The 26,145-nt window shown below is 72.6% G+C and carries 19 protein-coding genes, 1 tRNA gene and 2 pseudogenes; 9 read left to right on the forward strand and 13 right to left on the reverse strand.

Going from position 1 to position 26,145, the window contains the following annotated elements:
- Window positions 1–45: 45 nt before the first annotated feature.
- Window positions 46–3,579, reverse strand: a complete 3,534-nt coding sequence (gene mfd / locus ACN9MM_RS16080) for a transcription-repair coupling factor (RefSeq protein ID WP_426364272.1) — start codon at window positions 3,577–3,579, stop codon at window positions 46–48.
- 249 nt (window positions 3,580–3,828) lie between these two features.
- Between mfd and ACN9MM_RS16085 the strand changes: the two genes are divergently transcribed.
- Entirely contained in the window at window positions 3,829–4,197 is a 369-nt protein-coding gene (locus tag ACN9MM_RS16085) for a type II toxin-antitoxin system VapC family toxin (RefSeq protein ID WP_426364273.1), read from the forward strand.
- Between the two features lie 78 nt (window positions 4,198–4,275).
- On the opposite strand, the gene ACN9MM_RS16090 is transcribed toward ACN9MM_RS16085, so the two are convergent.
- The 3 genes and pseudogenes from ACN9MM_RS16090 to ACN9MM_RS16100 form a co-directional block, all read right to left on the reverse strand.
- Window positions 4,276–6,849 (reverse strand): ABC transporter permease, encoded by a 2,574-nt coding sequence (locus ACN9MM_RS16090; RefSeq protein WP_426364274.1) that lies wholly within the window; start codon window positions 6,847–6,849, stop codon window positions 4,276–4,278.
- Entirely contained in the window at window positions 6,846–7,634 is a 789-nt protein-coding gene (locus tag ACN9MM_RS16095; protein ID WP_426364275.1) for an ABC transporter ATP-binding protein, read from the reverse strand. The genes ACN9MM_RS16090 and ACN9MM_RS16095 overlap by 4 nt, the downstream gene beginning before the upstream one ends.
- Before the next feature lie 178 nt (window positions 7,635–7,812).
- A pseudogene (locus tag ACN9MM_RS16100) lies at window positions 7,813–8,097 on the reverse strand (helix-turn-helix domain-containing protein); the annotation flags it as partial.
- Window positions 8,098–8,598: 501 nt separating this feature from the next.
- On the opposite strand from ACN9MM_RS16100, the gene ACN9MM_RS16105 reads away from it, so the two are divergent.
- Window positions 8,599–10,122 carry an MFS transporter gene (locus tag ACN9MM_RS16105; RefSeq protein WP_426364276.1) on the forward strand — a complete coding sequence of 508 codons (1,524 nt, stop codon included), beginning with the start codon at window positions 8,599–8,601 and terminating at the stop codon, window positions 10,120–10,122.
- A gap of 27 nt (window positions 10,123–10,149) precedes the next feature.
- Here the strand turns inward: ACN9MM_RS16105 and ACN9MM_RS16110 are convergent, their stop codons facing one another.
- Together ACN9MM_RS16110 and ACN9MM_RS16115 are read right to left on the reverse strand one after the other, a co-directional pair.
- Window positions 10,150–10,338: a DUF397 domain-containing protein gene (locus ACN9MM_RS16110; protein ID WP_426364277.1), complete on the reverse strand. Its 189-nt coding sequence runs from the start codon at window positions 10,336–10,338 to the stop codon at window positions 10,150–10,152.
- Window positions 10,335–11,180, reverse strand: coding sequence for a helix-turn-helix domain-containing protein (locus ACN9MM_RS16115; RefSeq protein ID WP_426364278.1), 846 nt, complete (start codon window positions 11,178–11,180; stop codon window positions 10,335–10,337). The genes ACN9MM_RS16110 and ACN9MM_RS16115 overlap by 4 nt, the downstream gene beginning before the upstream one ends.
- A gap of 103 nt (window positions 11,181–11,283) precedes the next feature.
- Here ACN9MM_RS16115 and ACN9MM_RS16120 point away from each other — a divergent pair, with 103 nt between their 5' ends.
- On the forward strand, window positions 11,284–11,766 hold the full coding sequence (locus tag ACN9MM_RS16120) for an ATP-binding protein (RefSeq protein ID WP_426364279.1): 483 nt from the start codon (window positions 11,284–11,286) through the stop codon (window positions 11,764–11,766).
- A gap of 9 nt (window positions 11,767–11,775) precedes the next feature.
- Here ACN9MM_RS16120 and ACN9MM_RS16125 read toward each other — a convergent pair whose 3' ends face one another.
- A complete protein-coding gene (locus ACN9MM_RS16125) occupies window positions 11,776–14,052 on the reverse strand; it encodes an FG-GAP repeat domain-containing protein (protein ID WP_426364280.1) in 2,277 nt (758 codons plus the stop codon).
- The gene (locus ACN9MM_RS16130; RefSeq protein WP_426364281.1) at window positions 14,049–15,347 is read right to left on the reverse strand and encodes an MFS transporter; all 1,299 of its coding nucleotides are present in this window, start codon (window positions 15,345–15,347) and stop codon (window positions 14,049–14,051) included. The genes ACN9MM_RS16125 and ACN9MM_RS16130 overlap by 4 nt, the downstream gene beginning before the upstream one ends.
- Before the next feature lie 77 nt (window positions 15,348–15,424).
- Between ACN9MM_RS16130 and ACN9MM_RS16135 the strand changes: the two genes are divergently transcribed.
- Window positions 15,425–16,273, forward strand: coding sequence for an ArsR family transcriptional regulator (locus ACN9MM_RS16135; protein ID WP_426364282.1), 849 nt, complete (start codon window positions 15,425–15,427; stop codon window positions 16,271–16,273).
- Window positions 16,274–16,346: 73 nt separating this feature from the next.
- Here ACN9MM_RS16135 and ACN9MM_RS16140 read toward each other — a convergent pair whose 3' ends face one another.
- The 4 genes from ACN9MM_RS16140 to ACN9MM_RS16155 all read right to left on the reverse strand — a co-directional run bounded on the left by ACN9MM_RS16140 (window position 16,347) and on the right by ACN9MM_RS16155 (window position 21,408).
- Entirely contained in the window at window positions 16,347–16,721 is a 375-nt protein-coding gene (locus tag ACN9MM_RS16140; protein ID WP_426364283.1) for a VOC family protein, read from the reverse strand.
- An 11-nt stretch (window positions 16,722–16,732) separates the two neighbouring features.
- A complete protein-coding gene (locus ACN9MM_RS16145; RefSeq protein WP_426364284.1) occupies window positions 16,733–17,659 on the reverse strand; it encodes a cellulose-binding protein in 927 nt (308 codons plus the stop codon).
- Window positions 17,660–17,774: 115 nt separating this feature from the next.
- Entirely contained in the window at window positions 17,775–20,402 is a 2,628-nt protein-coding gene (locus tag ACN9MM_RS16150) for an SUKH-4 family immunity protein (RefSeq protein ID WP_426364285.1), read from the reverse strand.
- A gap of 7 nt (window positions 20,403–20,409) precedes the next feature.
- Window positions 20,410–21,408: an SMI1/KNR4 family protein gene (locus tag ACN9MM_RS16155; RefSeq protein WP_426368754.1), complete on the reverse strand. Its 999-nt coding sequence runs from the start codon at window positions 21,406–21,408 to the stop codon at window positions 20,410–20,412.
- A gap of 271 nt (window positions 21,409–21,679) precedes the next feature.
- On the opposite strand from ACN9MM_RS16155, the gene ACN9MM_RS16160 reads away from it, so the two are divergent.
- Both ACN9MM_RS16160 and ACN9MM_RS16165 read left to right on the forward strand, forming a co-directional pair.
- Window positions 21,680–22,192 (forward strand): YwqJ-related putative deaminase, encoded by a 513-nt coding sequence (locus tag ACN9MM_RS16160; RefSeq protein ID WP_426364286.1) that lies wholly within the window; start codon window positions 21,680–21,682, stop codon window positions 22,190–22,192.
- Between the two features lie 10 nt (window positions 22,193–22,202).
- A complete protein-coding gene (locus ACN9MM_RS16165) occupies window positions 22,203–22,694 on the forward strand; it encodes an SUKH-3 domain-containing protein (RefSeq protein ID WP_426364287.1) in 492 nt (163 codons plus the stop codon).
- On the opposite strand, the gene ACN9MM_RS16170 is transcribed toward ACN9MM_RS16165, so the two are convergent.
- Window positions 22,691–24,007, reverse strand: a complete 1,317-nt coding sequence (locus ACN9MM_RS16170) for a sensor histidine kinase (RefSeq protein WP_426364288.1) — start codon at window positions 24,005–24,007, stop codon at window positions 22,691–22,693. The two genes, ACN9MM_RS16165 and ACN9MM_RS16170, sit on opposite strands and share 4 nt — an antisense overlap.
- A gap of 86 nt (window positions 24,008–24,093) precedes the next feature.
- On the opposite strand from ACN9MM_RS16170, the pseudogene ACN9MM_RS16175 reads away from it, so the two are divergent.
- From ACN9MM_RS16175 to glmU, 3 genes and pseudogenes are all read left to right on the forward strand, one after another.
- Window positions 24,094–24,451, forward strand: a pseudogene (locus ACN9MM_RS16175) (hypothetical protein); the annotation flags it as partial.
- Between the two features lie 29 nt (window positions 24,452–24,480).
- Window positions 24,481–24,552, forward strand: a tRNA-Gln gene (locus ACN9MM_RS16180).
- Window positions 24,553–24,661: 109 nt separating this feature from the next.
- Complete coding sequence (glmU, locus tag ACN9MM_RS16185) at window positions 24,662–26,107, forward strand: bifunctional UDP-N-acetylglucosamine diphosphorylase/glucosamine-1-phosphate N-acetyltransferase GlmU (protein WP_426364289.1); 1,446 nt, start codon at window positions 24,662–24,664, stop codon at window positions 26,105–26,107.
- Window positions 26,108–26,145: the final 38 nt, after the last annotated feature.

Genomic DNA, 26,145 nt, shown 5'->3' on the forward strand with positions numbered 1-26,145 from the left:
GCGCGGTGCGGCACCCCGGCGACCCGGGGTGCCGCACCGCCCGCCTCAGCCCCCGAGGATCGTCGTCAGGAACTCGCCCGTCCACGCGAGGAGTTCACGGCCCACCACCGGCTTCCCGCCGATCTTCCCGGACGTCGGCCGCGGCACCAGGATCTGGTGGACGGCCGGCTTGATCACCGTGCGCGGGTGGAGGCGCTTCAGCCTCAGCTCCTGGGACTCGCGCAACTCCACCGGCGCGAAACGGATGTTGGAGCCCTGGAGGACGATCTCGCCGACCCCGCACGCGCGCGCCAGCATCCGCAGGCCCGCCACCAGGAGCAGGTTCTCCACCGGCTCCGGCAGCTTGCCGTACCGGTCGGTGAGCTCCTCGCGTACGGCCCGGATGTCCTCCTCCGAGTTCGCCGAGGCGATCGAGCGGTACGCCTGGAGCCGCAGCCGCTCACCCGGCGCGTAGTCGTGCGGCATGTGCGCGTCGACCGGCAGCTCGATCTTGACCTCCAGCGGGGCCTCCTCCTCGACCCCGCCCTCCATCTGCGCCCGGTAGTCCGCGACGGCCTCGCCGACCATCCGCACGTACAGGTCGAAGCCCACGCCCGCGATGTGGCCCGACTGCTCGCCACCGAGCAGATTGCCCGCGCCGCGGATCTCCAGGTCCTTCATGGCGACGTACATGCCGGCGCCCATCTCGGTGTGCTGGGCGATCGTCGCCAGCCGCTCGTGCGCCGTCTCCGTGAGCGGCTTCTCCGGCGGGTACAGGAAGTACGCGTAGCCCCGCTCACGGCCACGGCCGACCCGGCCGCGCAGCTGGTGAAGCTGGCTCAGACCGAAGTTGTCGCCGCGCTCGACGATCAGCGTGTTGGCGTTGGAGATGTCGATGCCGGACTCGACGATCGTCGTCGACACCAGCACGTCGAACTTCTTCTCCCAGAAGTCCACCACGACCTGCTCCAGGGCCTGCTCCGACATCTGGCCGTGCGCCGTCGCGATCCGCGCCTCCGGCACGATCTCGCGCAGCCGCGCCGCCGCCCGGTCGATCGAGTCGACCCGGTTGTGGATGTAGAAGACCTGGCCCTCGCGCAGGAGCTCGCGCCGGATCGCCGCGCCGATCTGCTTCTCCTCGTACGGGCCGACGAAGGTGAGGACCGGGTGCCGCTCCTCGGGCGGTGTCGTGATCGTCGACATCTCCCTGATGCCCGTCACCGCCATCTCCAGGGTGCGCGGGATCGGGGTCGCCGACATCGTCAGGACGTCGACGTTCGCCCGGAGCTTCTTCAGCTGCTCCTTGTGCTCGACGCCGAAGCGCTGCTCCTCGTCGACGATGACCAGACCCAGGTCCTTGAACTTCGTCTCGGACGAGAAGAGACGGTGGGTGCCGATGACGATGTCCACCGAGCCCTCCCGCAGCCCCTCCATCGTCGCCTTCGACTCGGTCTCCGTCTGGAACCGGGACAGCGCCCGCACCTTCACGGGGAACTGCGAGTACCGCTCGCTGAACGTCCCGAAGTGCTGCTGGACCAGCAGCGTCGTCGGGACGAGGACGGCGACCTGCTTGCCGTCCTGCACGGCCTTGAAGGCCGCCCGCACGGCGATCTCCGTCTTGCCGTAACCGACGTCGCCGCAGATCAGACGGTCCATCGGAACCGTCTTCTCCATGTCCTCCTTCACCTCGGCGATGGTGGACAGCTGGTCGGGCGTCTCCGCGTACGGGAAGGCGTCCTCCAGCTCCCGCTGCCACGGGGTGTCCGGGCCGAAGGCGTGACCGGGGGCCGCCATCCGCGCCGAGTACAGCTTGATCAGATCGGCCGCGATCTCCTTCACGGCCTTCTTCGCGCGCTGCTTCGTCTTCGTCCAGTCCGCGCCGCCGAGCCGGTGCAGCGTCGGCGCCTCGCCGCCCACGTACTTCGTGACCTGCTCCAGCTGGTCGGTCGGGATGTACAGCCGGTCACCGGGCTGCCCGCGCTTCGCGGGCGCGTACTCCACGAGCAGGTACTCGCGGGTCGCGCCCTGCACGGTCCGCTGCACCATCTCCACGTACCGGCCGACACCGTGCTGCTCGTGCACGATGTAGTCGCCGACCTCCAGGGTCAGCGGGTCGATCGTCTTGCGGCGCTTGGCCGGCATCCGCTGGCCGTCCTTGCCCGCCGCCTTCTGGCCGGACAGGTCGGTCTCGGTGAGCACGGCCAGCTTCAGCGCCGGATCGACGAAGCCGTAGTCGATGGAACCGGTCGACACGTGCACCACGGACGGCGAGATCTCCGCGAGGTCCGCGTCCAGACGGGCCGCGATGCCCTCGCCGCCGAGGACCTCGACCGTCCGGGACGCCGGACCGTGCGCCTCCGTCACGTACACCGTCCGCCAGCCGTCGGCCAGCCAGCCCTTGGTGTCGGCGAGCGCACGGGCGGTGTCGCCCCGGTACGACTCGGGGGCGTGCATCCCCAGCGTCAGCGTGTCCCCGCCGGCGTCGGCCGCGTCCGCCGCGAACGGCGACACCGACCACCAGGCCATGTCCAGCTCGCGCGCCCGGTCCCGTACGTCCGCGATCCCCCACAGGGAGGCCGCGCCGACGTCGATCGGGGCCTCGCCGCCGCCGGCGGTGGCGGCCCAGGACGCCTGGAGGAACTCCTGACTGGTGGCGACGAGGTCGGCGGCCCGGGTCCGCACCCGCTCCGGGTCGCAGACCACGGCCATGGCGCCCTTGGGCAGCACGTCGAGCAGCAGCTCCATGTCGTCGACGAGGACCGGCGCGAGGGACTCCATGCCCTCCACCGCGATCCCCTCGGCGATCTTGTTGAGCAGCTCGCCCAGCTCGGGGTGGGCCTCGGCGAGCGCCGCCGCCCGCTCCCGCACGTCGTCCGTCAGCAGCAGCTCCCGGCAGGGCGGCGCCCACAGGCCGTGCTCGGCGACCTCCAGGGACCGCTGGTCGGCGACCTTGAAGTAGCGGATCTCCTCGACGTCGTCGCCCCAGAACTCGATCCGGAGCGGATGCTCCTCGGTCGGCGGGAACACGTCCAGGATGCCGCCGCGCACGGCGAACTCGCCGCGCTTCTCGACCAGCTCCACCCGGGAGTACGCGGCGGCCGCGAGGCCCTCGACGATCTCGTTCAGATCGGCGGTCTGCCCGGACCGCAGCGCCACGGGTTCGAGGTCCCCCAGCCCCTTGACCTGCGGCTGGAGTACGGAACGGATGGGCGCGACGACGACGGAGACGGGCCCGGCGGCCGGGTCGTCGTCGCGCGGGTGCGCCAGGCGCCGCAGCACGGCGAGCCGGCGGCCCACGGTGTCGGAGCGGGGCGAGAGCCGCTCGTGCGGCAGGGTCTCCCAGGAGGGGTACTCGACGACCCGGTCCGGGTCGAGGAGGGAGCGCAGCGCGGCGGCGAGGTCCTCGGCCTCGCGGCCGGTCGCGGTCACCGCGAGCACCGGCCGCCCCGAGTCCCGGGCGAGCGCGGCCACCGCGAACGGCCGCGCGGCGGCCGGACCGACCAGGTCCACGTGCGGGCGGTTGCCGTCGGCGGCGGCCTTCACCGCCTCGGCGAGGGCGGCGTCCTTGACGACGACATCGAGCAGACCGTGCAGGCTCATGGAGCTTCCATCCCGGGTTCGGACGACGGGGGCGGGCAACGCGAACAGCCCGACACGTGTCACGGGCCGGGTGGTCCCGGGCACGTACGGCCCGGTCGCCCCCAGCCTACGGCGTGCCACCGTCACTCGCGCGAAGGAACGGGGCCACTCGGGAGGGTGACGGAGCCGGCCCGCGGTCAAGCAGATCACCGTCACCGACGACTTCGACGACCTCCCCGAGGGATTCGCCGAGGCCTTCGGAGCCGACGAGTGAGGCTTCTGCTCGACACGCACGTCGTCCTGTGGTGGCTCCGGGGAGAGCTGCGGGACGAGACCCGGGATCTGCTCGCCGGGGAGCGCTGGGTGTACATGAGCGCCGTCACGCCCTGGGAGCTCTCCGTCAAGCAGGCCGCGGGAAAGCTCGACGCCCCCGTCGACGTGGCGGAACGTGCCAGGGACACCCAGTTCCTGGCGCTGCCGGTCGAGGCGGAGCACGGCATCCGCGCCGGCCGGCTCCCCGCCCACCACCGCGACCCCTTCGACCGGATCCTGATCGCCCAGGCGCAGACCGAGGGGCTCACGCTCGTCACCCGGGACAAGAACATCCCGCTCTACGACGTGCCCGTCCTGGCCGTCTGAACGGCGGCGCGGCCCCGGAAGGACCTGGCAGGGTCCTTCCGGGGCCGCGCTCCCCCGTTGCCGTCCCGCGGTCGCTCGCTACTCGCTCGCGATCGCGTTCAGGACGTTCATCCGGCCCGCCCGGAACGCCGGGACCAGCGCCGCGAACAGGCCCACGAAGGCCGAGCCGACGAAGACCGTCACGATCGTCGACCAGGGGATCTCCAGGACCCCGAGGCCTTCCAGCGCCAGGAGCTTCTGGGCGGCCGTGCCCCAGCCCATGCCCAGGCCGAGGCCGAGCAGGGCGCCGAAGAGGGCGATGACCACCGACTCCAGGCGGATCATGCGGCGCAGCTGGCGGCGGGAGAGGCCGATCGCCCGCATGAGGCCGATCTCGCGGGTCCGCTCGACGACCGACAGCGCGAGGGTGTTCACGACGCCGAGGACCGCGACGACGATCGCCAGGGCGAGGAGCCCGTACACGATGTTGAGCAGCTGCCCGACCTGCTTCTGGAGCTCCTCCTTGTAGTCGGCCTGGTTGCTCACCTTGTACTGCGGGTACGGCGCGAGCGCGTCCTTGAGGGCCTGGTAGGCCCGGGTCTCCTGGCCGTCCTTGGCGCTGGCGAGGACGAGGAGGCTGTTCGGCATCCGGTCGGCGGGCAGGTGGCGGGCGACGGTGGCGATGCTCGTGTACATCGCCCCCTTGTCGACCTGGCCGGTGTCCGCGGTGATCGCCGCGACCTTCAGCTTCACGGTGTCGCCGCCCTTGAAGGCGAGGGTCAGGACGTCGCCGACCTTCACGCGGTGCTCGGTGGCGTAGTCGCTGCCGACGGACATCGCGCCCTCGCCGTACGCCTCGGTGAGCGTGCCGGCGGTGGTCTCGCGGCGCAGGTCCTTCACGTACGTCGGGTCGGTGGCGGCCAGGTCGGCCGTGGAGACCTTCCCGTGCGGGTCGGTGACCTTCGCGTCGACCCACTTGTACGCGGTGACGTGGTCGAGGCCGGACGTCTTCGCCACGGCGGCCTGCGCCTGCGGCACGATCGGCTGTCCCGTGGGGGACTGCACGATGAAGTCGGCGCCGACGGAACGGTCCAGTTCCTCGGTGGCCGAGGCGACCATCGAGGAGCCGACCACCGAGAGGCCGGCGACGAGCGCGAGGCCGATCATCAGGGCGGCGGCGGTGGCGCCGGTGCGGCGCGGGTTGCGGAGCGCGTTCCGCTCGGCCATCCGGCCGACGGGACCGAAGATCCGCAGGACGACGACACCGAGGGCGCGGACGACACCGCCCGCGAGGAGCGGGCCGACGACGACGAAGCCGAGGAGCGTGAGGACCACGCCGAGGCCGAGCCAGAGGGAGCCGGGTCCGGCCTCCGCGGCGCGGGCCGCGGCGACCAGGGCGGCCGCCCCGGCGCCGGTGAGGACGATCCCGAGCACGCCCCGTACCCGTCCGGCCTTGCCGTCGGCGGGGGTGCCCGCGTCGCGGAGGGCCGCCATCGGGGAGACCTTGCCGGCCCGGCGGGCGGGGACGTACGCGGCGAGGACGGTGACGACGATGCCCAGGGCGAGGCCGACGGCGGGGGTCGTCCACGCGACGGTGAGGTCGCGGGTGGAGAGCTCCATGCCCATCGAGGACATGATCTTCATGAGGCCGACGGCGAGGCCGACGCCCGCGGCGACACCGGCCACGGAGCCGACGAGGCCGAGGAGGAGCGCCTCGACGAGGACGGACCGGTTCACCTGCTTGCGGCTGGAGCCGATGGCCCGCATGAGACCGATCTCGCGGGTGCGCTGGGCGACCAGCATGGAGAAGGTGTTGACGATGAGGAAGATGCCGACGAGGAAGGCGATCCCGGCGAAGCCGAGCATCGCGTACTTCATGACGTCGAGGAAGCCGGCCATGCTCTCGCGGCCCGCGTCGGCGACCTCGGCGGCCGTCTGCAGCTTGTAGCCGTCGCCGAGGGCGGCGGCGACGTCCTTCTTCAGGGCGGCGTCGGCGACACCGGGCTTCGCGTCGACGGAGATCTGGGTGAACAGGCCCTCCTTGCCGAGGAGTGCGCGCTGCGCGGTGGCGGTGTCGAAGTAGACGACGGTCGCACCCGGGTTGGTGACCTTGAACTCGACGATACCGGAGATCTTCGCGGTCAGGTCGCCGGTCACGGCGATCGTCCGCAGCTCGTCGCCGATCTTCAGGCCGTGCTTCTCGGCGGTGGCGCCGTCGACGACGACCTCGGTGGGGCCGCGCGGCTCGTGGCCGGACGCGATCTCCACGGAACGCAGCTCGTTGGGCGTCCAGTTGACGGCGATCGTCGGGGCGCCGCCGGTCGGGCCGACGTTCTTGTTCTTCGCGTCGACGACGGTGACGCTGGTCGAGGCGACCGAGCCCTGCGCGTCCTTGACGCCGCCGACCTTCCGGACCTGCTCGACGAGCGAGGCGGGGAGGGACTCGGGGCGGCCGTTCTGCGGGCTCTGGCCGTCGGCCTCGGCGGCCTTCGGGCTGATCGTGACGTTCGAGGCGGTCGACGCGAAGAGCTTGTCGAACGTCGTGTTCATGGTGTCGGTGAAGACGAGCGTCCCACTGACGAAGGCGACGGAGAGCAGGACGGCGACCGCGGAGAGCGCCATCCGGCCCTTGTGCGCGAAGAAGTTGCGCAGCGAGGTCTTGAGGACGGTCACGACGTCCGCCCGCGCGCGTCGAAGTCCTTCATCCGGTCGAGGACGGCGTCGGCGGTGGGCCGCTCCATCTCGTCCACGATCCGCCCGTCGGCGAGGTAGAGGACCCGGTCCGCGTAGGAGGCGGCGACGGGGTCGTGGGTGACCATGACGATGGTCTGCCCCAGCTCGTCCACGGACGAGCGGAGGAAGCCGAGGACCTCGGCGCCGGCCCGCGAGTCGAGGTTTCCGGTCGGCTCGTCACCGAAGATGATCTCGGGCCGGGCGGCGAGCGCGCGGGCCACGGCGACGCGCTGCTGCTGACCGCCGGAGAGCTGGTTCGGCCGGTGCTTGAGGCGCTCGGAGAGCCCGACGGTGTCGACGACCCGGCGCAGCCACTCGGCGTCGGGCTTGCGCCCGGCGATGTCCATCGGGAGCGTGATGTTCTCGATGGCGTTCAGGGTGGGCAGCAGGTTGAACGCCTGGAAGATGAAGCCGATCCGGTCCCGGCGCAGCTGGGTGAGCTTCTTGTCCTTGAGGCCGGTGATCTCGGTCTCGTCGAGGTAGATCTGGCCGCTCGTGACGGTGTCGAGCCCGGCGAGGCAGTGCATCAGGGTCGACTTGCCGGAGCCCGAGGGCCCCATGATCGCGGTGAACTGACCGCGGGCGATGTCCACGTCGACGGAGTCCAGCGCGACGACCCGGGTCTCCCCCGAGCCGTACGCCTTGACGACCTGACGCGCCCGCGCGGCGACGGCCGTACGCCCTCCAGTACCCCCGTGCCTGGGGATGGTCACAGCCGAAGTCACGGTTTTCTCCTTGGAGCGGTGGGTGGTGTGTAAGTTCAAGTTAAGAAGCCCGAACGGCACTTCACCTCCTCCGCCGGTACGACCGACCCCTGGGCCTCATGGGGGAGGGGCCCCTAGGGGTTGCTCCACCCGTGGTCGGAGACCGGCCCCTCCGCGCGCGGCCGGATCCGTACCCGGCTCAACGGCCCGCGGTCGTCCCCCGGCCGGGCCACGCGATGTCGTCGACGGCGAGGAACGGCTCACCGGCCAGGGTCGCGGGGGTCACCCCGGTGCACTCCACGACGTCCCGGTGCAGATGGGACTGGTCCGCGACGCGGGCCGCGCCCTCGCCCGCGACCAGGCGATGGGCGGCGTGGTCGAAGCGGACCAGCTTCGCGGCGCGCTTGGGCGGCACTCCGAGCTGCGCCCCGAACCGGGACCACAGCCGCTTGCGGCTCCAGCCGACCTCGGCGGCGAGCGCGTCCCATCCGGAGCTCGTGCAGGTCGCCGACGTGGAACCCGGCCATGGTGAGACCGGCGACCCCGCTCCGCCGCCGCGGGCTCGCGACGTCCCACTCCGCCGCACCGCCCCACGACCGGCTCGGCAGCGGCGGCGTCGTCGCCACCGCCCTCGCCGAAGAACGGCCCGATCTGGTGACCGCCCTGGCGCTCATCGACCACCCGTTCCGTACCGGTGGACTGAACGAGAAAGACCGAACGAGAAAGGACGAGTGCCCTGCGGATCCTCGTCTCCGGCGCGGGCGTCGCCGGACAGGTCCTGGCCCACTGGCGCCTCGGCGTACGGGGACCGGCCCGGGGTGCCCGCCTGATCTCCGCCCTCCCGCCCCAGCCGCGCCCTCGTCAGGCTCACCACCAGGACCGCACGTCTCTACGACTCCGTGACCGTCGACGACTATCCGGCGCCGCCCCTGCGGTGAGACCCTGACGCGAACACATTTAGGTGTACGAAGAAAGGAAGGGCGCGGTGTCAGAGCCGTCGACGACCCGGGCCGGAGCCGGCCCCGGCCCGGCCACCGCGCCCTCCCCCGCGCCCCGGCGTCCCGTGGTCATCGCGCTCATGCTCGCCATGGGGCTCGCCGCGCTCGACGGCACCATCGTGTCCACCGCCGTGCCCCAGATCGTCGGCGACCTCGGCGGACTCTCCGTCTTCTCCTGGCTCTTCTCCGGCTACCTGCTCGCCGTCACCGTCACCCTGCCCGTGTACGGGAAGCTCAGCGACACCTTCGGCCGCAAGCCCGTCCTCATCGCCGGGACGGTCCTCTTCCTCGCCGGCTCCCTGCTCTGCGCCGCCGCCTGGAACATGCCCTCCCTGATCGCCTTCCGCGTCGTCCAGGGCCTCGGCGGCGGCGCCCTCCAGGGCACCGTCCAGACCATCGCCGCCGACCTCTACCCCCTGAAGGAACGCCCCAAGATCCAGGCGAAGCTGTCCTCCGTGTGGGCCGCCTCCTCGGTCGCGGGCCCGGCCGTCGGAGGCCTCCTCGCCGGATACGCCGACTGGCGCTGGATCTTCCTCATCAACCTGCCCGTGGGCCTGCTCGCCCTCTGGCTCGTCACCCGCCACCTGCGCGAACCCGCCCGCACCGCACCCCGCGCGCGCGTCCGCATCGACTGGGCCGGGGCCCTCGCCATCTTCGCCACGGGAGCCGTGCTCATCACCGCGCTCGTCCAGGGCGGCGTCGCCTGGCCCTGGTTCTCGGCCCCGTCCCTCGGCCTCCTCGGCACGGCCGCCGCCCTCGCCGCGCTGACCGTCGTCATCGAGCGGCGCGCGGCCGAACCGATCATCCCCGGCTGGGTCTGGCGCCGCCGCACGATCGCCGCCGTCAACCTCTCCCTCGGCGCCCTCGGCCTGCTCATGGTCGCCCCGACGGTCTTCCTGCCCACGTACGCGCAGTCCGTCCTCGGCCTCGGCCCGATCGCCGCCGGCTTCGTCCTGTCCTCATGGACCCTCAGCTGGCCCATCACGGCCGCGCTGTCCAACCGGGTCTACACCCGCATCGGCTTCCGCCTCACCGCCGTCATCGGGATCTCGCTCGCCCTGCTCCTGCTGCTCGCGTTCCCGTTCCTGCCGTTCCCCGGCGAACCCTGGCAGCCCGCCCTCCTGATGCTGCTGCTCGGCGGGGCCCTCGGCCTCTTCCAGCTGCCCCTGATCGTCGGCGTGCAGTCGACCGTCCCGTACGGGGAACGCGGCACCACCACCGCGTCCGTCCTCTTCTGCCGCCAGGTCGGCCAGAGCGTCGGCGCGGCGCTGTTCGGCGCGATCGCCAACGGCGTCCTGGCGGCGCGCCTCGGCGCCGACACGGACCTCGACTCCCTGGCCGGCTCCCTCGGCAGCACCGACGGCATCCGGCGGGCGGTGGACGCGGCCGTGGACTGGGTCTACCTGGGCGCGGCGGCAGCGGCGGCCCTCGCCCTGCTGGCGCTCCTCACGCTGGCGCCCCGCCGCTTCCCGGTACTGGAGGAAGCGACGGGGGACGCGGCGGACCGCTGAGCGCCTCGCGTACAGGCGGCGGTTGTACTACTCCGCCGACGCGAGCCCGACGAACCCGGCCCACGCGTCGCGCGAGACGCACAGGCCCGGCCGGGCGACGTCCTTGGAGTCCCGGACGTGCACGGCTCCCGCGCGGGCGGCGACCTCGATGCAGTCGCCTCCGTCACCGCCGCTGTAACTGCTCTTGAACCAGGCGAGGGACTCCGCGCTGTTCATAGCTCTCCCAACAATTTCTCGATGAACTCCAGTGACTCACGCGGGCTGAGAGCCTGCGACCGGATGATCCCATAGCGGGCTGCGGCCAGAACTGTCTGCTTGGGGTCGGTCTCCAAGGCGCTGGTGCTCTGGGCTTCTGCGTAGACGAACCTCTTGCCGTCCTCGCGGGTGACGACGGTGAACGGCCCTTCCAGGCCCGCGTTGTCCTCACATTCGAGCGGCATGACCTGGAGTTCGACGTTCCTCCGCTGGCCGATGAGAAGGAGCTGTTCCAGCTGTCCGCGCAGCACCTGCCTGCCGCCGACCTTCCGCCGCAACACCGACTCACACATGACGAAGCTGAGGAAAGGCGCGGGGCGTCGGTCGAAGATGGCCTGTCGGGCCAACCTGGCGGTGACACGCTGCTCGATGGTCTCGGAGTCAAGCGGCGGACGTCGGTTGCTCAGCACCGCCCGCATGTACTCCTCGGTCTGCAACAGTCCTTTGACCGCCAGGGTGTCATACGCCAGCAGCTCCACCGCCCGCTTCTCCAGCTGCGCCATTCCCTGGAAGAACGCCGGGTACTGGGCCCTTTCCAACTGCTCCTTCCACACCGAGAGCAACCCGCCCGCGTCCAGCACCTCGTCCGACTGGTCGACCGCGCGCGGGGGCGGGATTCTTCGCCCCTGCTCGAAGGAGGCGATGGTCGATGCCGAGTAGCCCAGCCTTTTACCGAACTCCTCCCGCTCCATTCCCGCCCGCACTCGCAGCGTCTTCAGGCTCTGCCCGAACGCCGCGACCACGCCCTTGCCGGTTCTGTCCGCTGCCTGGCCGACCTCGTCCTCCGGCTCTTCCTCCGCCATCGCGCCCCGCCTCTCGTACCGGCACCGACACTCCACGTACAAGGCCGTCGCGTCGGTGTGTCACCTCTGGTCACGCTACGCGACCGGGAGGAGCGTGGAGGGCATGACGAGCAACATCGACAGCCCCTCGGGCACCACCCAACCCGCAGGCGTCTCGCCTTACTTGGGCAGCAGGGTCTTCACCCTTCGTTTCACGTCGACCGCCCGGGGGGCCAGGCTCGCCCGGCGGCTGGTCGCCGTGCGGCTGGACGAGTGGGGGGTGCCGTTCGGCACCACCGCGCACGAGACCGTGGTGCTCGTCGCCGCCGAGCTGACGGCGAACGCGGTGCGGCACGGGCACGTGCCGGGGAGGGACTTCGAGCTGCTCCTGCGCCTGCTGAACGGAGCTCCGGCCATCGCGCGGATCGAGGTCGGCGACACCCGGGGCGAGCGGCTGCCGGTGCGCCCCGGCCCCCTTCCGGAGGGGGAACTCGCGGAAGGGGGCCGGGGGCTGGTGCTCGTGGAGCGGCTCGCGGACCGCTGGGGCTGGTACCCCAGGGTCGGCGGTCCGGGGAAGACGGTGTGGGCGGAGTGCGCCCTCACCTGAACGGGCGGGCTAGAAGAGGCTGTTGTAGGACATGTCCTGTGTCAGGGACACGGACGCGCCGCGCTTGAGGGGCGCCGACCAGTTGCCCGTACCGGCGTAGAAGGTCTCGGCGCCGTTCGAGGCGAGCAGGTCGGCCCGGCCGTCGCCGTTGGCGTCGCCGACGGCGGTGAGCCCGGTGAAGCCGCCCCACCCGGAGCCCACCTTGGTCCGGGCGGCGAAGGTGCCGTCGCCCTTGCCGAGGTACAGCCAGAGGACCCCGTCCTTGTCGCGGGCGAGGAGGTCACCTGCGGGGCCGCCGGCGAGGTTGCCGGTGGCCGTCAGCTGGTTGTAGGCGCCCCAGCCGCCGCCGATCCTCTTGGCGGCCGCGAAGGGTGCGTCGGCGCTGCCCGTGCCCTTGTACAGCCACAGGGCGCCCGCCTTGTCGGTGGCGACCAGGTCCGGGCGGCCGTCGCCGGTCAGGTCGCTGCCGCCCGCGAGCTCGGTGTACGTCTGCCAGCCGGACCCGATCCGCGTACGGCCCGAGAGCGGCTTGTCCCGGTCCCCCGTGCCCTGGTAGAGCCAGAGGACACCGGCCTTGTCCCGGGCGATCACGTCGGCCGCGGCCGAACCCGAGACGTTCCCGACGGTTTCGAGCCGGTCGTAGGCCCCCCAGCCGCTGCCGACGCGCGAGCCCCCGGTGGCCGCGAGGGAGCCGCCCGGAGCGGCGGGCCGGGTGCCGAAGCGCCACAGCACACCGCCGGTGTCCCGGACGAGGAGATCGGCCGTGCCGTCGTCGTCGAAGTCGTGCGGGGCGGCGGGGCGGGTCACGGTGAACCGGCCGGTGGAGACGACGTCGGGTCCGATGCCCTCGTCGGGGCGGGCGGTGAGCTTCCACTCGTACGTGCCGTTGCGGGCGGGGCTGCCCCAGTCGGCGCCTTCCAGGTCCTTGCCGTCCCAGTGCCAGGCGAACCGGCCCGGCATGCCCTGGGCGACGGGGTCCTGGGCGTTCAGGCCGGTGCTCAGCGTCCGGCCGCTGCCCACGTCGGTCAGGGTCAGCCGCACGTCGCTGTCCGCCCGGGACAGGTTCCAGGCGAAGTCGACCCCGCGCGCGACCTGTTCGCCGGTCAGGGTCTTCGGGGTGGTGGAAGTGGTGAGGGCCAGGACGGTCGACTGTCCGGTGGAGGCGACCCGCTCGACGTCCGGACGGCCGCCGTCGGGGCGCGGCGAGATCCGGTAGAGGCCCTCGCCGTGCTCGGGGGTGCCGCCGCGCACGAGGAGGCTGCCGCCGGGCCCGGCGACGGCGGAGGAGAACGCGGTGAGGAGCTGGACCGTCTCGCCGGTCGCGACGGACTGCGCCGTGAACGGCCGCACCGTCGGACGGGGCACGCCGGGCGCGGATGTGGACGTGTCGATGTGCGCCTTCCGGCCGGACGCCGTCCAGCCGCCGACCAGGTACAGCGGGTCGTCCAGGTCGTCGTCCGACGGGATCCACCGCTCGGTGGTGTTGCCGCGCTCGAAGGCGACGATCCCGTGGACGGACCTGCCGCCCGACATCCGCGCCTCGCGCCAGGCCACGTGGGTGGCGGAGACGGCACCGTCGCGGGCCCACTCGTCGTTGGTCTGGGAATACCACCTCGACGTGCCCGAGGCGAGGTCGACGAGGATCTTGACGTCCGTTCCGGTCCCGTCGAGGTGGCATTCGTACAGCGCGGAAGCGGTGTCGGTCCAGCCCTCGCGACCGTCGGCGCAGGAGATTCCGGACCCTCCGGCCACTGCTCTGGCCTTCGGCGGGTTGCCGTCGAGGGTGACGGCGTACTGCTTCTGGGGGCCGCCGGTCACGTACTGCCCGAGGAGCATGGTGTCGCCGGCGACGCCCTCGAAGAAGAAGCCGTCGCCGAGGGCGTCGAGGTTCACCTCCTGCGGGACCGGGGCGGCGGTGGGCTTCGCCAGGTCGTAGACCCGCACCACCCGGCCGGCGACCGGGGCCGTCCGGTCGACGGTGACGACGAGGTCCGCGCCGCCGGCGGCGGCGACGGTGGCGCCCGGCAGCACGACGGACGAGCCGTCCGCGTACCAGGTCCAGCGGAACTCCGGCGTGGAGCCGCGGGTCTTCGACAGGAAGCCGCCGGGGCCCGCGCCGACGACGTCCGCGTTGCGCGGGAACGGCACAGTGGTCTGCTGTGCCTCCTGCGTCGCGGCGGGCGCGGCCGTGGCCGGCAGCGCGGTGAGCGTGCCGCCCGCGGCGGCGAGGACGACGGTGGTGGCGACGGCCGCGAGACGGCGGCCGGGTGTGCTTACGTGCTTCAAGATTTCCCTCCCGTAGAAGGGCCGACGTTAGCCGTCCGTTCCGTCACACCTCCCTGCACCCCCCGCCCCACCAGCAACAGCGGCACCACCGCCAGCAGCTCCCCCAGTGCCCCCGTCCAGAGGGCCGTGCGGACCCCCGCGTACTGCCCCAGGAGCCCGCCCGCCAGGGCGCCGAGCGGCATGCAGCCCCACACCACGAAGCGGAAGGTCGCCGTGACGCGGCCGAGGAGCGGGGCCGGGGTGCGGCGCTGGCGGAGCGCCACCGTGTTGATCTTGAAGGTCATGAAGGCGGTCCAGCCGAGGCCCTGGAGCACGCAGGCCACGGCGTACCGCCCGTCCGCGTGGAAGAACGGCAGCGCCAGCAGCCACAGCACCCCGCTGACCACCACGGACGCGCCCATCGCGCGGACCTCGCCGAGACGGGCCGAGATCCGGGTCGTGAGGAGGCTCCCGAGGAAGCCGCCCAGCGCCTCCGCCGTGAACACCAGCCCGCACAGGAACGGCGACAGGCCGAGGTCCCCCGCGAGCAGCACGAGCAGCATGGACGTGCCGATCGTGCCGCAGAGGTTGGAGATCGCGGCCGTGAGCGTCAGCGCCCGCAGCAGCCGGTCGCGGAACACGAACCGCAGCCCCTCGGCGATCTCCGCCCGCAGCCGGGCCCCGGGGGCCTTCGCGGGCCGGGGGTCGGGGCGGCGGATCCGGGTCAGGAGGAGCGCGGACGCGAGGAAGCTGAGGGCGTCGACGGCGAGCGCCACCGGGGCCGTCACCGCCGCGACGAGCGCCCCGGCCGCCCCGGGGCCGCCGGCCGCGGTCACCGTACGGCTCGCTTCCAGGGCCACGTTCGCCTCCACCAGCCGGTCGTCGTCGACGAGTTCGGGAAGGTGGCTCTGGTACGCGATGTCGAAGAAGGCCGTGCAGACGGACAACGCGAAGGCCACCCCGTACAGCTGCGGCAGCGTCAGCACGCCGAGCCACGCGGCGAGCGGGAGGCTCGCGAGCAGCACGGCCCGGGCGACATCGCCCACGATCATCACGCGGCGGCGGCGCATCCGGTCCACCCACGCCCCCGCGGGCAGCCCCAGGAGAAGGACGCCCAGGTACTCGCACATCACGAGCAGCCCCGCCTCGAACGGGGACGCCCGCAGCGGGCCGATCGCCACGAGGGGGAGCGCGAGGACCGTGACGGCGGTACCGGCCTGGCTGACGGTGTCGCCGATCCACAGCCGGCGGAAGTCCGGCAGCCGGTGGAGCCGGGGAGCCCGGGAAGAGTGACGGACGGGAGAGGTGGTGGTCATGTCGGCGAACACCATCAGCCACGGCCTCCGCCGACCATTGTTTTAGTCTGGGCGAAAAGCTCGTACGGGGGTGCCGGGTGGGAGAGATACGGTTCGGGGTCGACGACCTGGCACAGCTCCGGTTCGCCGTGTCACCCCTGTGGGAGTCCGTCGCCGCCCTGCGCGCCTCCGCCGACCCCGGGCGCCACGCCCTCCATCTCCCTTGGATCAAAACGGCGTTGACGGTAGGGCGGGAGCGCACCGGCCTGCTCCCGCACCTGCCGGAGCTCGAAGCCCTCGCCCCTCCTCCGCGCTGCCCCCTCGCCGAGATCGAGGAGGAGCTCGCCGCCCTCCCGGGGCCGCCGGAGCGCGCGGAGGCCCTGCTCGCCTGGTGGCGGGCCGGGGTGCGCCCGTACTGGCCCCGGATCAGGGCCGTACTGGAGGCCGACCTCGCCCACCGCACCCGGCAGCTCGCCGAGGACGGCATCCAGGAGGTCTTCGCCCACCTCCACCCCAGCCTGCGATGGGCGGAGGACCGGCTCACCGGGAGCGGCCTCCCGGCCCGGGGGCCCGCCCTGGACGGCGGCGGGATCACCCTCGCCCCGAGCGCCTTCGCGACCCGCTGCGTCCTGCTGCCCGGGCGGGGGGCCGTACCGCCGTGCCTCGTCTATCCCGCGCGGGCCGTCGGCACCCTGTGGGAGAGGCACGCGGAGCCGGGCGACGGGCTGGCGCGGCTCCTCGGGCGCAGCAGGGCCGGACTCCTGTGCCGTACGACCACGCCGACCACCACCACGGGCCTCGCGCAGCAGACCGGGCTCAGCCTCGGCGCGGTGTCACAGCACCTCGCCGTGCTGCGGGACGCGGGCCTGGTGACCCCGCACCGGTACCGGCGCGAGGTGTACTACCGGGCGAGCGAACTCGGCCGGGCACTGCTCGGCAGACCCTAGGGGTGTCTTGTCGATCAGGCCGGATCAGGGAGTGCCAGGCGCCGCGAGCCCGGCCTGATCGGCAAGACACCCCCTAAGCCACCCCGTGCGGGAGCGACAGGCAGAACGGGTGTCCCGCCGGGTCCAGGACCACCCGCCAGCGGTCCGGGCGGGGCTGGTCGGCGGGTACCGTCGCGCCCCACTCCACGAGGCGGGCCGTCGCCTCGTCCAGGTCCTCGACGTCGAAGTCCATGTGCAGCTGCTGCGGGACCTCCTGGCCCGGCCAGGTCGGCGGCCGGTAGCCGTCGACGCGCTGGAAGCCGAGGAACAGACCGTCCGCGCCGCGCAGTCCCGCGAACTCCTCGTCGGACCTGTCCGCGAGCGGGAGGCCGGTGGCCCGCCGGTAGAACTCGGCCAGGGCCATGGGGTCGGCGCAGTCGAGCGTGACCGCCGTCGGTTTCATGAGCATGGCCCCGGAGCCTACGCGGCGCCCCCGGAACCCTCCCCGTCCCCCAAGTCCCCCTGATCACCCTTCCGTTCTTGTTCCGGCGCCGCCGGGCGGCCCGTCAGCGCCGCCAGCGAGTGGCGGATGTGCTCCATGTGGGAGTGGATCTCGTCCCGGGCCTCCTCGTGCTCCCGCAGCACCCGGTCCGTCTCGCGCTCGACCCGCTCCGCCTTCATCCTGGCCTCGGCGAGCAGCTCCTCGGCGCGGGCCTCGGCGTCCTCCTGGCCGTGCCGGGCCTGCTCCTCCGTCTCGGCCAGGGCCCGCTGCGCCTCCGCGAGCCCCGCCTCCGCCGCCGCGACGAGTTCGCCGTGCCGGGCGTCCAGATCGGCCGCGAGGCCCTCCGCCGTGCGTTCCGCCTCGTCCCGTACGGCGGTCTGCTCGTCGCGCTGCTCCGCCAGGAGCTCCGCCGCCCGCCGCTCGGTCTCCGCGAAGGCCTCCATGGCCGCCGCCCGGGCCCCCTCCGCGTCCCGCCGCGCGATCGTGGACATCGAGTCGGCCCGCTCGCGCGCCGACTCCAGGGTCGCCCGGGCCGCCGCTTCGGCCGCCGCGCGGACACCCTCCGCGTACGCCCGCGCCGACTCCTCCGCCTCCCGGGCCGCCGCGTCCGCCGCCTCCGCGAGGGCCTGCGCCCCGGCCTCCGCGGCCCGCACGAGCTTCTCGTCCTCCTGCTCGGCCAGGCGCAGGATCTGCTGCGCCGCCTCGCCCAGCGACTCGTACCGCTGCGGCGCGAGCTGCTTGACGGCCAGCCGGAGCCCGGCGGCCTCCTTCTCCATCTCCTTGGCGAGCACGGTGAGCCGCGCCGCCCGCTCCCAGGCGCCGTCCCGCTCCGCGGAGAGCTCGGCGAGGAACCGGTCGACCTGCTCGGGGCGGTACGCGCGCCCCCGTCCGACGGCGAAAGCCATCCCTGACGCCCCTTCCCTCTGGTCTCGAACAACCAGGATGCGGCATCAGAACGGACAAAAGGCACCCAACGTGCACACACGTCGAGCGCCTTTCGTCACATCCGTTCAGCCGCGCCTACAGCAGGCCGTCCCACATCTGCTCAAGCAGCACCGACCACCAGTTCTCCGGCGACGACAGCGCCGCCGGGTCCAGCATCGCCAACTGCGCCTGGAAGTCGACCGTCCAGCGACCCGCCTGCTCCGGGTTCAACCCGAACCGCAGCCGCCACATCCGGCCCAGCAGCGCCATCGACCGCGTGAACTCCGGCAGCCCTGTGGACACGAACTGCGGCGGCACCGACTGCCCGCCCGGACCGGCCTCCACCGGCACCGCCACGATGTGCGCGGTCCCGTACTGGACACAGATAGCCCGGCCGAAGTCCGAACCGAGCACCAGGTACGAACTCGCGTCCGGCGCCGCCGCGACCTGCCGCTGCGCCGCCAGCTCCGCCAGCGTCGGCACCACCGGGACCGCCGGCTGCGCCCAGAAGAACGGACCGAAGTCCGCCGGAAGCCCCGCCCACACCAGCGTGCGCGCCACGATCTCCGGCACACCCTGCCGCGACACCGCCCGCTGGTCGAACCGCAGCACGCCAGGACCGAACGCACCCGCCAGCTCCTGCGCGATCCCCTCCGGGGGGATCGGCGGCGCCGGCTGCACCTGCGGCAGCGGCGCCCGCACCGGAGCCGGACGCGCCGGACCGTCCGCGACCTGATGCAACTCACCCTGATGCGTCAGGAGTTGCCGCATGCCCTGCTGCCGGCCCGCGTGATCACGACCGTACGGGGCGATGCTGGTGATCCGAGCCTGCGGCCACGTCTCCCGGATCATCCGCGCGCAGTAACCGCCCGGCAGCTCACAGGACTCCAGCTCCGTGTGGAGCTCCAGCACCTGCTGCGGCGGCACGTTCATCGCCCGCAGCTCGTGCAGGATCTGCCACTCCGGGTGCGGCGTGCCCGGCGCCGAACGCCGGATGATCTGCGCCTCGGAACCGTCGGGCGCCCGGTAGCGCAGCACCGCCTGGTAGCCGGGACCGACCGTCGGCTGACCCGCCGGCTGCGGATAGCCGTACGCCGGGGGCACGGGACCCGGAGCCACCGGCCCCGGAGCCATGGGACCCGGCGCGGGCGGCGGCGTGTGCCCCCCGACCGGCGGCGCCGGAGCGGGCGGGGGCGGCGGAGCACCCACACCACCCGGACCCGGGTGCGCCAGCATCGTCGCCGCGTGCGCGACACCACCCGGAGGCGTACCGGGCACACCCGGCGGCGGCGGGGGCGGCGGCGGCGCGCCGGGACCACCCTGGTTCGGGTGCGCGAGCATCGTCGCCGCGTGGTGCACCGGCTGCGGAGGCGTCACCGGACCCGGCGCGGGCGGCGGAGGCGGCGGACCGGGCGGACCCGGCTGCGCGGGCGCGGGCGGCTGGAGCCCCTCGGGCCCGAGCTGCGACACCAGCTGCGTGGGGATGTACGCGTTCGAGCCCTGCGAGGCACCCGGCACACCCGGGGCACCCGGCGGCGGGGGCGGCGTCGGACCGCGCCCGGCCTTCGGCGGCAGCGAGGCCTTGCTGGTCGCGGCGTCCGCGATGTCCCCGGCACCCGGCACCGCGGGCGCGGGCGGAGCCGGGGGCGTCGGCGGGGCCTGCGGAACCGGAGCCTGAGGAACCCGACCCGGAATCGGGGCAGGAACGGGGGCCGGGCCCGAGGCCTGACCCGGGGCCGGGGCCGCCGGGTCGAGACGCGGGGCGATCGCGGTCGGGGGCAGCGCACTGCCCCCCTTCATCAGAGCGGTCGGCGCGTCCGCACCCACCGACAGCGGCGGGGTGTCCTCGTCGTCCGTACCCGAAAGCGCCGGCGCGAAGACGGTCGCGGGCAGCGGCACCGCCCCGTCCGCACCACCGGAACTCGCGTTGGCGTCCACCCACGGACTGTCGGACGCGGACACGGGCGCGGGAGCGGGCGCGGGCACGGGAGCGGGCGCGGGCACGGGAGCGGGCGCGGGCACGGGAGCTGCGGGCTTCGCCGGCACACCGTCCATCGCCGTCGGCTCGTACGCCGCGTCCGCCTCCGCCACAGGAGCCGGAACGGCGGGCGCGGCCGGAACCGGAGCCGTCGCCGCCTCCGACGCCGCCACCGGAACCGACGAAGAGGAAGAGACAGAAGACGCAGAAGACGCAGAGGACGCCGAGGACGCCGAGGACGCAGACGAAGAAGCGGACGACGCCACCGAAGCCGAAGGCCTCGACACCCCCGCCCCCACCGCGTCCGACACGTCATCCACCGGCGCCGACGCGCTCACGCTCTCCTGCGAGGCATGCGACTCCTCCCGCGGCAGCCCGATCTTGTCCGCCGCGTCCTGCAACCACTCCGGAGGACTCAGCAGGAACGACGTCTGATTCAGATCGATCCGCGCCGCCGGCACCGCCGCCTGCGCCGGAACCTCGTCCGTCGCCCCGTACTCCTCCTCGTACCGCCGGATCACCTCACCCACCGGCAACCCCGGCCACAACGTCGCCTCACCACTGTCCCGCGCGATCACCAGCCGCTGACGCCCGCCGTCCGACGTCGGACCACCCTCACGGTCCTCCGCCCACACCACGAACCCCAGCCCGAACTCCCGCACCCGCACCTCACGGTGCTGGTACGCCGGCAGGTCGCCGTTGATCCATTCCTCGGCGCGCTCCTGCGCCTGCGCGAACGTCACCACAGCCAGCTCACTCCCCCACCGGGACCACAGGAACGGCACGCGCGAAGCCGCCGTCCACCATCAGGTTCGCCACCGTCTCCAGCTCCGGCGGATTACCCGCAAGACGCCCCAGGAACGCGTCGAAATCCGCACCACAGGGCAGCAGCAACCGCTCCACCCGCTCACCCACCGACCAGCCGGCCGCCACCTCGCCGGAGTCCCGCGCGTCGTCGTACGCGCAGAACCACACCGAACCGACCGCCGCACCCCGCACCTTCAGCGCGATCAGACCACCCTGGACGAACGCCACGCCCAGATAGTCCTTCGTCAGATGGTCACGCAGACACTTGTTGACATAGACGAGGTCATTGACCCCCGCCTCCTCCCGCACCGTGAAGAACGGCTGGTCCACCAGGAGCCCCAGCTCCGCGTCCAGCGCCGCCCCCACCGGAGCACACCCGCCCGCCGCCTTCAGGAACGAGCGGTACGCCCCCGGCAGCCGGTAGCCGAGATCCTCCTCGACACCCAGGAGCTGCTGCTCCGACACCGACACCAGACCCTTCGGCAGCCCGAAGTGCACCGGCCGGGTCTCCTGCAGCGGACGCGTACCCCGCTTCGACTGATCGACAGCGGCCGTCGCCACCCCGCCGTGATGACGCAACAACGCCTTCACCTCGACCGGCACCAGCTCCATCCGCCGCGACCGCGCCACGTGGTGCCACGTCCAGCCGTGCGGAGTCGCCACCGACGGGATCGTGTCCCACAGCTCATGACCCGTCGCCGCGATCGCCGCGTTCGCCGACACATAGTCCGTGAGACGCAGCTCGTCGACGCCGAAACCCTCCGGCGGATCCGCGATCTCCGCCGCCGCACGCGCGTACGGCGAGAAGTCCGGGTGACCGTGCTCGTCCACCCGTACCCCTCTCGGGTGACGAGAGGCACGCACCGGGTCCGGGAAATGCACGACCTGCCCGGCATAGGCCGCGTTCGGTGGCGCGGTGTCCTGCCCGAGCCGACCTGTCGTCATGGCGGTTGCCCCCTGCATGGCGTCACTGACTGCTGCTACCGGCTGATTCCCACAGCCTGATGCCGCACAGCCTATGCGCTGCCACAAGAGGCAGAACCGGACCCGAACCCCCGGACACCGACCGTGACCAACTGTCACGACGCCATGACAGATGCACCATGATTCCGACACACCGAGGACGCGTTTCGCCGCCCCAGCTTCCCCATATGGCTCCCTATTTGGCAGGCTGTCCACGCAACTCGGGGGATTGCAGGAGGGGAAGACCAGCACCATGCACACAGCAACGACGCCCACACAGGGTGACCCACGCCTCAACTGGAGCAGCAGCGCCGAGGCGACACGCGCACCCTTACTGCGTCACCGCCGCGACGGAATCCTCCCCACCGTCGGAGCCGCCCTCTCCGTCCGCGGCGAAACCCTCACGTGCACCGCGGGCCGCGGCGACCGGCCCCCCGTCCTGCACGCCCTCGTCCAGGACTTCCTGGACACCCTCACCAGCAGCCAGCGGGAACGCTTCACCGGCCGCTGCCCCGAAGCGATCCTGCTCTCCCGGCACCTCACCGCCACCGAGAACAGCCGCTCCAAACGCGCCCAGCGCAAACCACTCACCCACAGCGAAGCCCGCCGCTCCCTCAAACACGCCAAACTCACCGCCCGGCGCATCCGCGAGGACGGCGACCCCCTCCACGGCAGTTACGCGGCACCCTGCCGCTCCTGTACGGCGATGCTCGCCCACTTCGGCGTCCGCACCGTCGACCCCGCCACGCCCGACGAGAACGGCTGACCGCACCCCCATGCCCGACCACCTCAGCACCACACGCTTCCCGGTCAACGTCGACGCCGCCCTCCGCGAAGCCGGCTGGCAGCCCGGCCGCTGGGACATCAAACTCGCCGAAGAATGGGCCGACACCCTGCGCGCCCACATCTCCCCCGCAGGACACCGGCACAGCGTCTTCCCCGCCGCCGTCGAAGCCTGGGCCGAATTCGGCGGACTGCGGATCACCGCGCCCGGCCACGGCCGGCAGATAGCGCCCGCCCCCGTCCGCTTCGACCCGCTCGCCGGACTCCACCTCTCCCGCACCCTCGCCGACCTCGGCCGCGCCCTCGACACCGAGCTCGCCCCGCTCGGCGAGGAGGGCGAACACCAGGCCGTCCTCGCCATGGACGCCGAAGGCCGCGTCTACAGCCTCGACCACGCGGGCGACTGGTACCTCGGCAAGGACATCGACGCGGCCCTGTCCACCCTCATCACCGGAGCCCAGCCGACCCGCCTCACCGCCGGCTAGACCACGGACGACGCCGGCAGCACCGCCGACACCCTGAAACCACCCACGTCCGTCGGCCCCGACACGAACACACCCCCGAGCCGCAGCACCCGCTCCCGCATGCCGATCAGACCGTTCCCCCCGCTCGGCAGCCCCACATCGGCCACCGCCACGTCCGAGGGACCGTTCTCCACCTGCATCGCGACCTCGGCACCCCGGTGCGCCAGCCGCACCACGACCTTCGCACCCCCCGCGTGCTTGTGGACGTTCGTCAGCGCCTCCTGCACCACCCGGTACGCCGTCCGCTCCACCTCGGGGGCGTACGGACGCGCCTCCCCGATCACCACCAGCTCCACCACCGCCCCCGCCAGCCGCGACTGCTCGCACAGCGCCTCCACCGCGTCAAGACACGGCCCGTCCTCGGCGGCCGCCTCCGCCGCCGCGGCAGCGGCACGGCCCACCGCCGCCAGGGGCACGACGGCCGGAGCGGCGGGAGCGGCCTCCTCCCGGAGCACCCCCAGCATCTCCCGCAGCTCGGTGAGAGCCTGCCGCCCCATGTCACCGACCAGAGCCGCGTTCCGCACGGCCTTCTGCGGATCCTTCAACGCGACCGCCTGCAACGCCGCCGCATGCACCACCATCAGCGACACCCGGTGCGCGACGACGTCGTGCATCTCACGGGCGATCCGCGTCCGCTCCTCCTGCCGCGCCCACTGCGCCCGCTGCTCGGCGCGGTCGGCGAGCAGCGACAGCTCCTGCTCCAGGGAGTCCGCCCGCTCCCGCAGGCTCTCCATGAGACGGCGGCGTGCCCCTATGTAGAGGCCGAAGAGGACCGGGGGCGCGTTGAGCCCGAGCGTCGTGAAGAGCGCGACACTCGGGACGTACCAGCCGCTCGGGTCGATGTCCGCCGGGCCCGCGTCGACCTGGGCGACGTCCTGGCGCATCTGGACGTAGGTCACGACGAACACGGCGAGCGTCGACATGCCGGCGAGGACGGCGGTGATCCGCCGGGGCACGTCGGAGGCGGCGAGCGAGTACAGGCCGACGATCCCCATGAGGAAGCCCATCTCGGCCGGCGCGATGGCGATCGACACGAGGACGACGGCGATGGGCCAGCGGCGCCGGAGGAGCAGGGTGGACCCGACGACCAGCCCGAAGAGCACCCCGACGGGCACGGGCAGCGAGGCCTTGTCGGCGAAGCCGATGCCCTCGACGGCGCACTCCAGCGCGGACACGAGCGCGAGCCCGATGTCCAGGACGGCGCTGCGCCGTCTCCCCCACCACCACCAACTCCCGACGCCCATGGCGTCCCGGTCTGCCCCCGTTGTGGTCATACCCACCACCCTACGGGTGGGCCCCTGCGTCAACGCCGGATAAACGCGTCCCTCGAACTGTTGAATCGACCGCACTTTCGAACCGGACGAAGCGGCCGAACGCGAAGGACGACCTCCGGTACCGCGCGAGGGAGCTCCGCCTCCAGGGCTGGACCTACGACCGGATCCAGGCAGAGCTGGACCGCCTGCACTTCCGCGTCAGCATCCACGAGAGCGCCGACGTCGCCGGAGCCGAGCGGTTCTGGGCGGAGCCCGGCCGAGGTCGACAGCTCGGCGTTCCAGGGAGCCACGCTGAAGCGCCACAACCCCCGAACGGTCCGAAAGAACACCGCCGAGGCCTACCGAGGGCGCCTCGTCATCTACGTCCTGAGGAGCGCGGAGCTGTACCGTCGCATGGAGGGCGCCTGGTACGGCATAGTGGAGGCCGCCGGAGCGCAGGGCTGACGCGATGTCCGCTTTGACCCTGAATACCATCCCCTGTGGTGTAATCGGCAGCACTGGGACCTTTGGAGTCCTATGTCCGGGTTCGAGTCCTGGCAGGGGAGCCCTACGGCACGGGTCCTGACCGTCCAGGTCAGGACCCGCACTCGTGTCCGGCCGCTTGCCCCCCGGTATCCTTCGTGGGTCCACCACCCAAAGCCGAAGGGCATTCCCGTGAGCGCCAACCGCCCGGCAGCCGTCGTCGTCCTCGCAGCGGGTGAGGGCACCCGCATGAAGTCGAAGACCCCCAAGGTCCTGCACGAGATCGCCGGGCGTTCGCTCGTCGGGCATGTCGTGTCCGCCGCCCGGGAGTTGGAGCCCGAGCACCTCGTCGTGGTCGTCGGGCACGCCCGCGAGCAGGTCAAGGGGCACCTGGCGGAGCACTACGCCGGTACCCGGACCGCCGTCCAGGAGGAGCAGAACGGCACCGGGCACGCCGTGCGCATCGCCCTGGAGGAGCTCGGCGAGGCCCCCGAGGGGACCGTCGTCGTCGTCTGCGGCGACACCCCGCTGCTGTCCGGGGAGACGCTCCGGGCTCTGGCCGGCACGCACGCCGACGACGGCAACGCCGTGACGGTGCTGACGGCCGAGGTGCCGGACTCCACCGGGTACGGCCGGATCGTGCGGGACGCCGACGGCGCCGTGACCGAGATCGTCGAGCACAAGGACGCCTCGGCGGCCCAGCTCGCGATCCGGGAGATCAACTCGGGCGTGTTCGCGTTCGACGGGAAGCTGCTCGCCGAGGCGCTGACGCAGGTGCGTACGGACAACAGCCAGGGCGAGGAGTACCTCACCGACGTGCTGTCGATCCTGCGTGAGGCCGGGCACCGGGTCGGGGCCTCGCTGGCGGGTGACCACCGCGAGATCCTCGGGATCAACAACCGGGTGCAGCTCGCCGAGGCCCGTGGCCTGCTGAACCGCCGGCTGCTCGAGCGGGCCATGATGGCCGGTGTCACCGTCGTGGACCCGGCGTCCGTGCTCGTGGACGTGACCGTGACCTTCGAGCCCGACGCGGTGATCCTGCCGGGTACGCAGCTGCACGGTGCCACGCACATCGGCGAGGACGCCGTGGTGGGCCCGAACACGCGCCTGACGGACGTCGCCGTGGGCAAGGGCGCCCGGGTGGACAACACGGTCGCCTTCTCCGCCGTCATCGGCGAGAGCGCCTCCGTGGGGCCCTTCGCGTACCTCCGTCCGGGGACGAACCTCGGCAAGAAGTCCAAGGCCGGTACGTACGTCGAGATGAAGAACGCGACGGTCGGCGAGGGCACGAAGGTCCCGCACCTGTCGTACGTGGGCGACGCGACGATCGGCGAGTACACGAACATCGGCGCCGCGAGCGTCTTCGTGAACTACGACGGCGAGGCGAAGCACCACACCACGATCGGCTCTCACTGCCGTACGGGTTCGGACAACATGTTTGTGGCTCCCATCACCATCGGGGACGGGGCCTACACCGCCGCGGGGTCCGTGATCACGAAGGACGTGCCGGCCGGTTCGCTCGCCGTGGCCCGGGGCCAGCAGCGGAATATCGAGGGTTGGGTGGCCAGGAAGCGCCCCGGCAGCGCCGCCGCGCAGGCCGCTTCGGCCGCCTCTGAAGAGTCCGCCGGCGAAAGCTGACCGGAAACGGGTACGTCGAACTCGGCGTACCGTGATAC

The sequence above is a fragment of the Streptomyces sp. E-08 genome, assembly GCF_049913095.1.
In the GTDB taxonomy this organism is placed as follows: Bacteria; Actinomycetota; Actinomycetes; order Streptomycetales; family Streptomycetaceae; genus Streptomyces.

What these genes read in the sequence shown, in the direction of transcription:
- ACN9MM_RS16110 (WP_426364277.1), bottom strand. Translation starts at nt 10,338, where the DNA reads ATGAACAGCGCGGAGTCCCTCGCCTGGTTCAAGAGCAGTTACAGCGGC.
- ACN9MM_RS16160 (WP_426364286.1), top strand. Translation starts at nt 21,680, where the DNA reads ATGCACACAGCAACGACGCCCACACAGGGTGACCCACGCCTCAACTGG.
- ACN9MM_RS16140 (WP_426364283.1), bottom strand. Translation starts at nt 16,721, where the DNA reads ATGCTCATGAAACCGACGGCGGTCACGCTCGACTGCGCCGACCCCATG.
- ACN9MM_RS16155 (WP_426368754.1), bottom strand. Translation starts at nt 21,408, where the DNA reads ATGACGACAGGTCGGCTCGGGCAGGACACCGCGCCACCGAACGCGGCC.
- mfd (WP_426364272.1), bottom strand. Translation starts at nt 3,579, where the DNA reads ATGAGCCTGCACGGTCTGCTCGATGTCGTCGTCAAGGACGCCGCCCTC.
- ACN9MM_RS16130 (WP_426364281.1), bottom strand. Translation starts at nt 15,347, where the DNA reads ATGACCACCACCTCTCCCGTCCGTCACTCTTCCCGGGCTCCCCGGCTC.
- ACN9MM_RS16145 (WP_426364284.1), bottom strand. Translation starts at nt 17,659, where the DNA reads ATGGCTTTCGCCGTCGGACGGGGGCGCGCGTACCGCCCCGAGCAGGTC.
- ACN9MM_RS16120 (WP_426364279.1), top strand. Translation starts at nt 11,284, where the DNA reads ATGACGAGCAACATCGACAGCCCCTCGGGCACCACCCAACCCGCAGGC.
- ACN9MM_RS16115 (WP_426364278.1), bottom strand. Translation starts at nt 11,180, where the DNA reads ATGGCGGAGGAAGAGCCGGAGGACGAGGTCGGCCAGGCAGCGGACAGA.
- ACN9MM_RS16165 (WP_426364287.1), top strand. Translation starts at nt 22,203, where the DNA reads ATGCCCGACCACCTCAGCACCACACGCTTCCCGGTCAACGTCGACGCC.
- ACN9MM_RS16170 (WP_426364288.1), bottom strand. Translation starts at nt 24,007, where the DNA reads ATGACCACAACGGGGGCAGACCGGGACGCCATGGGCGTCGGGAGTTGG.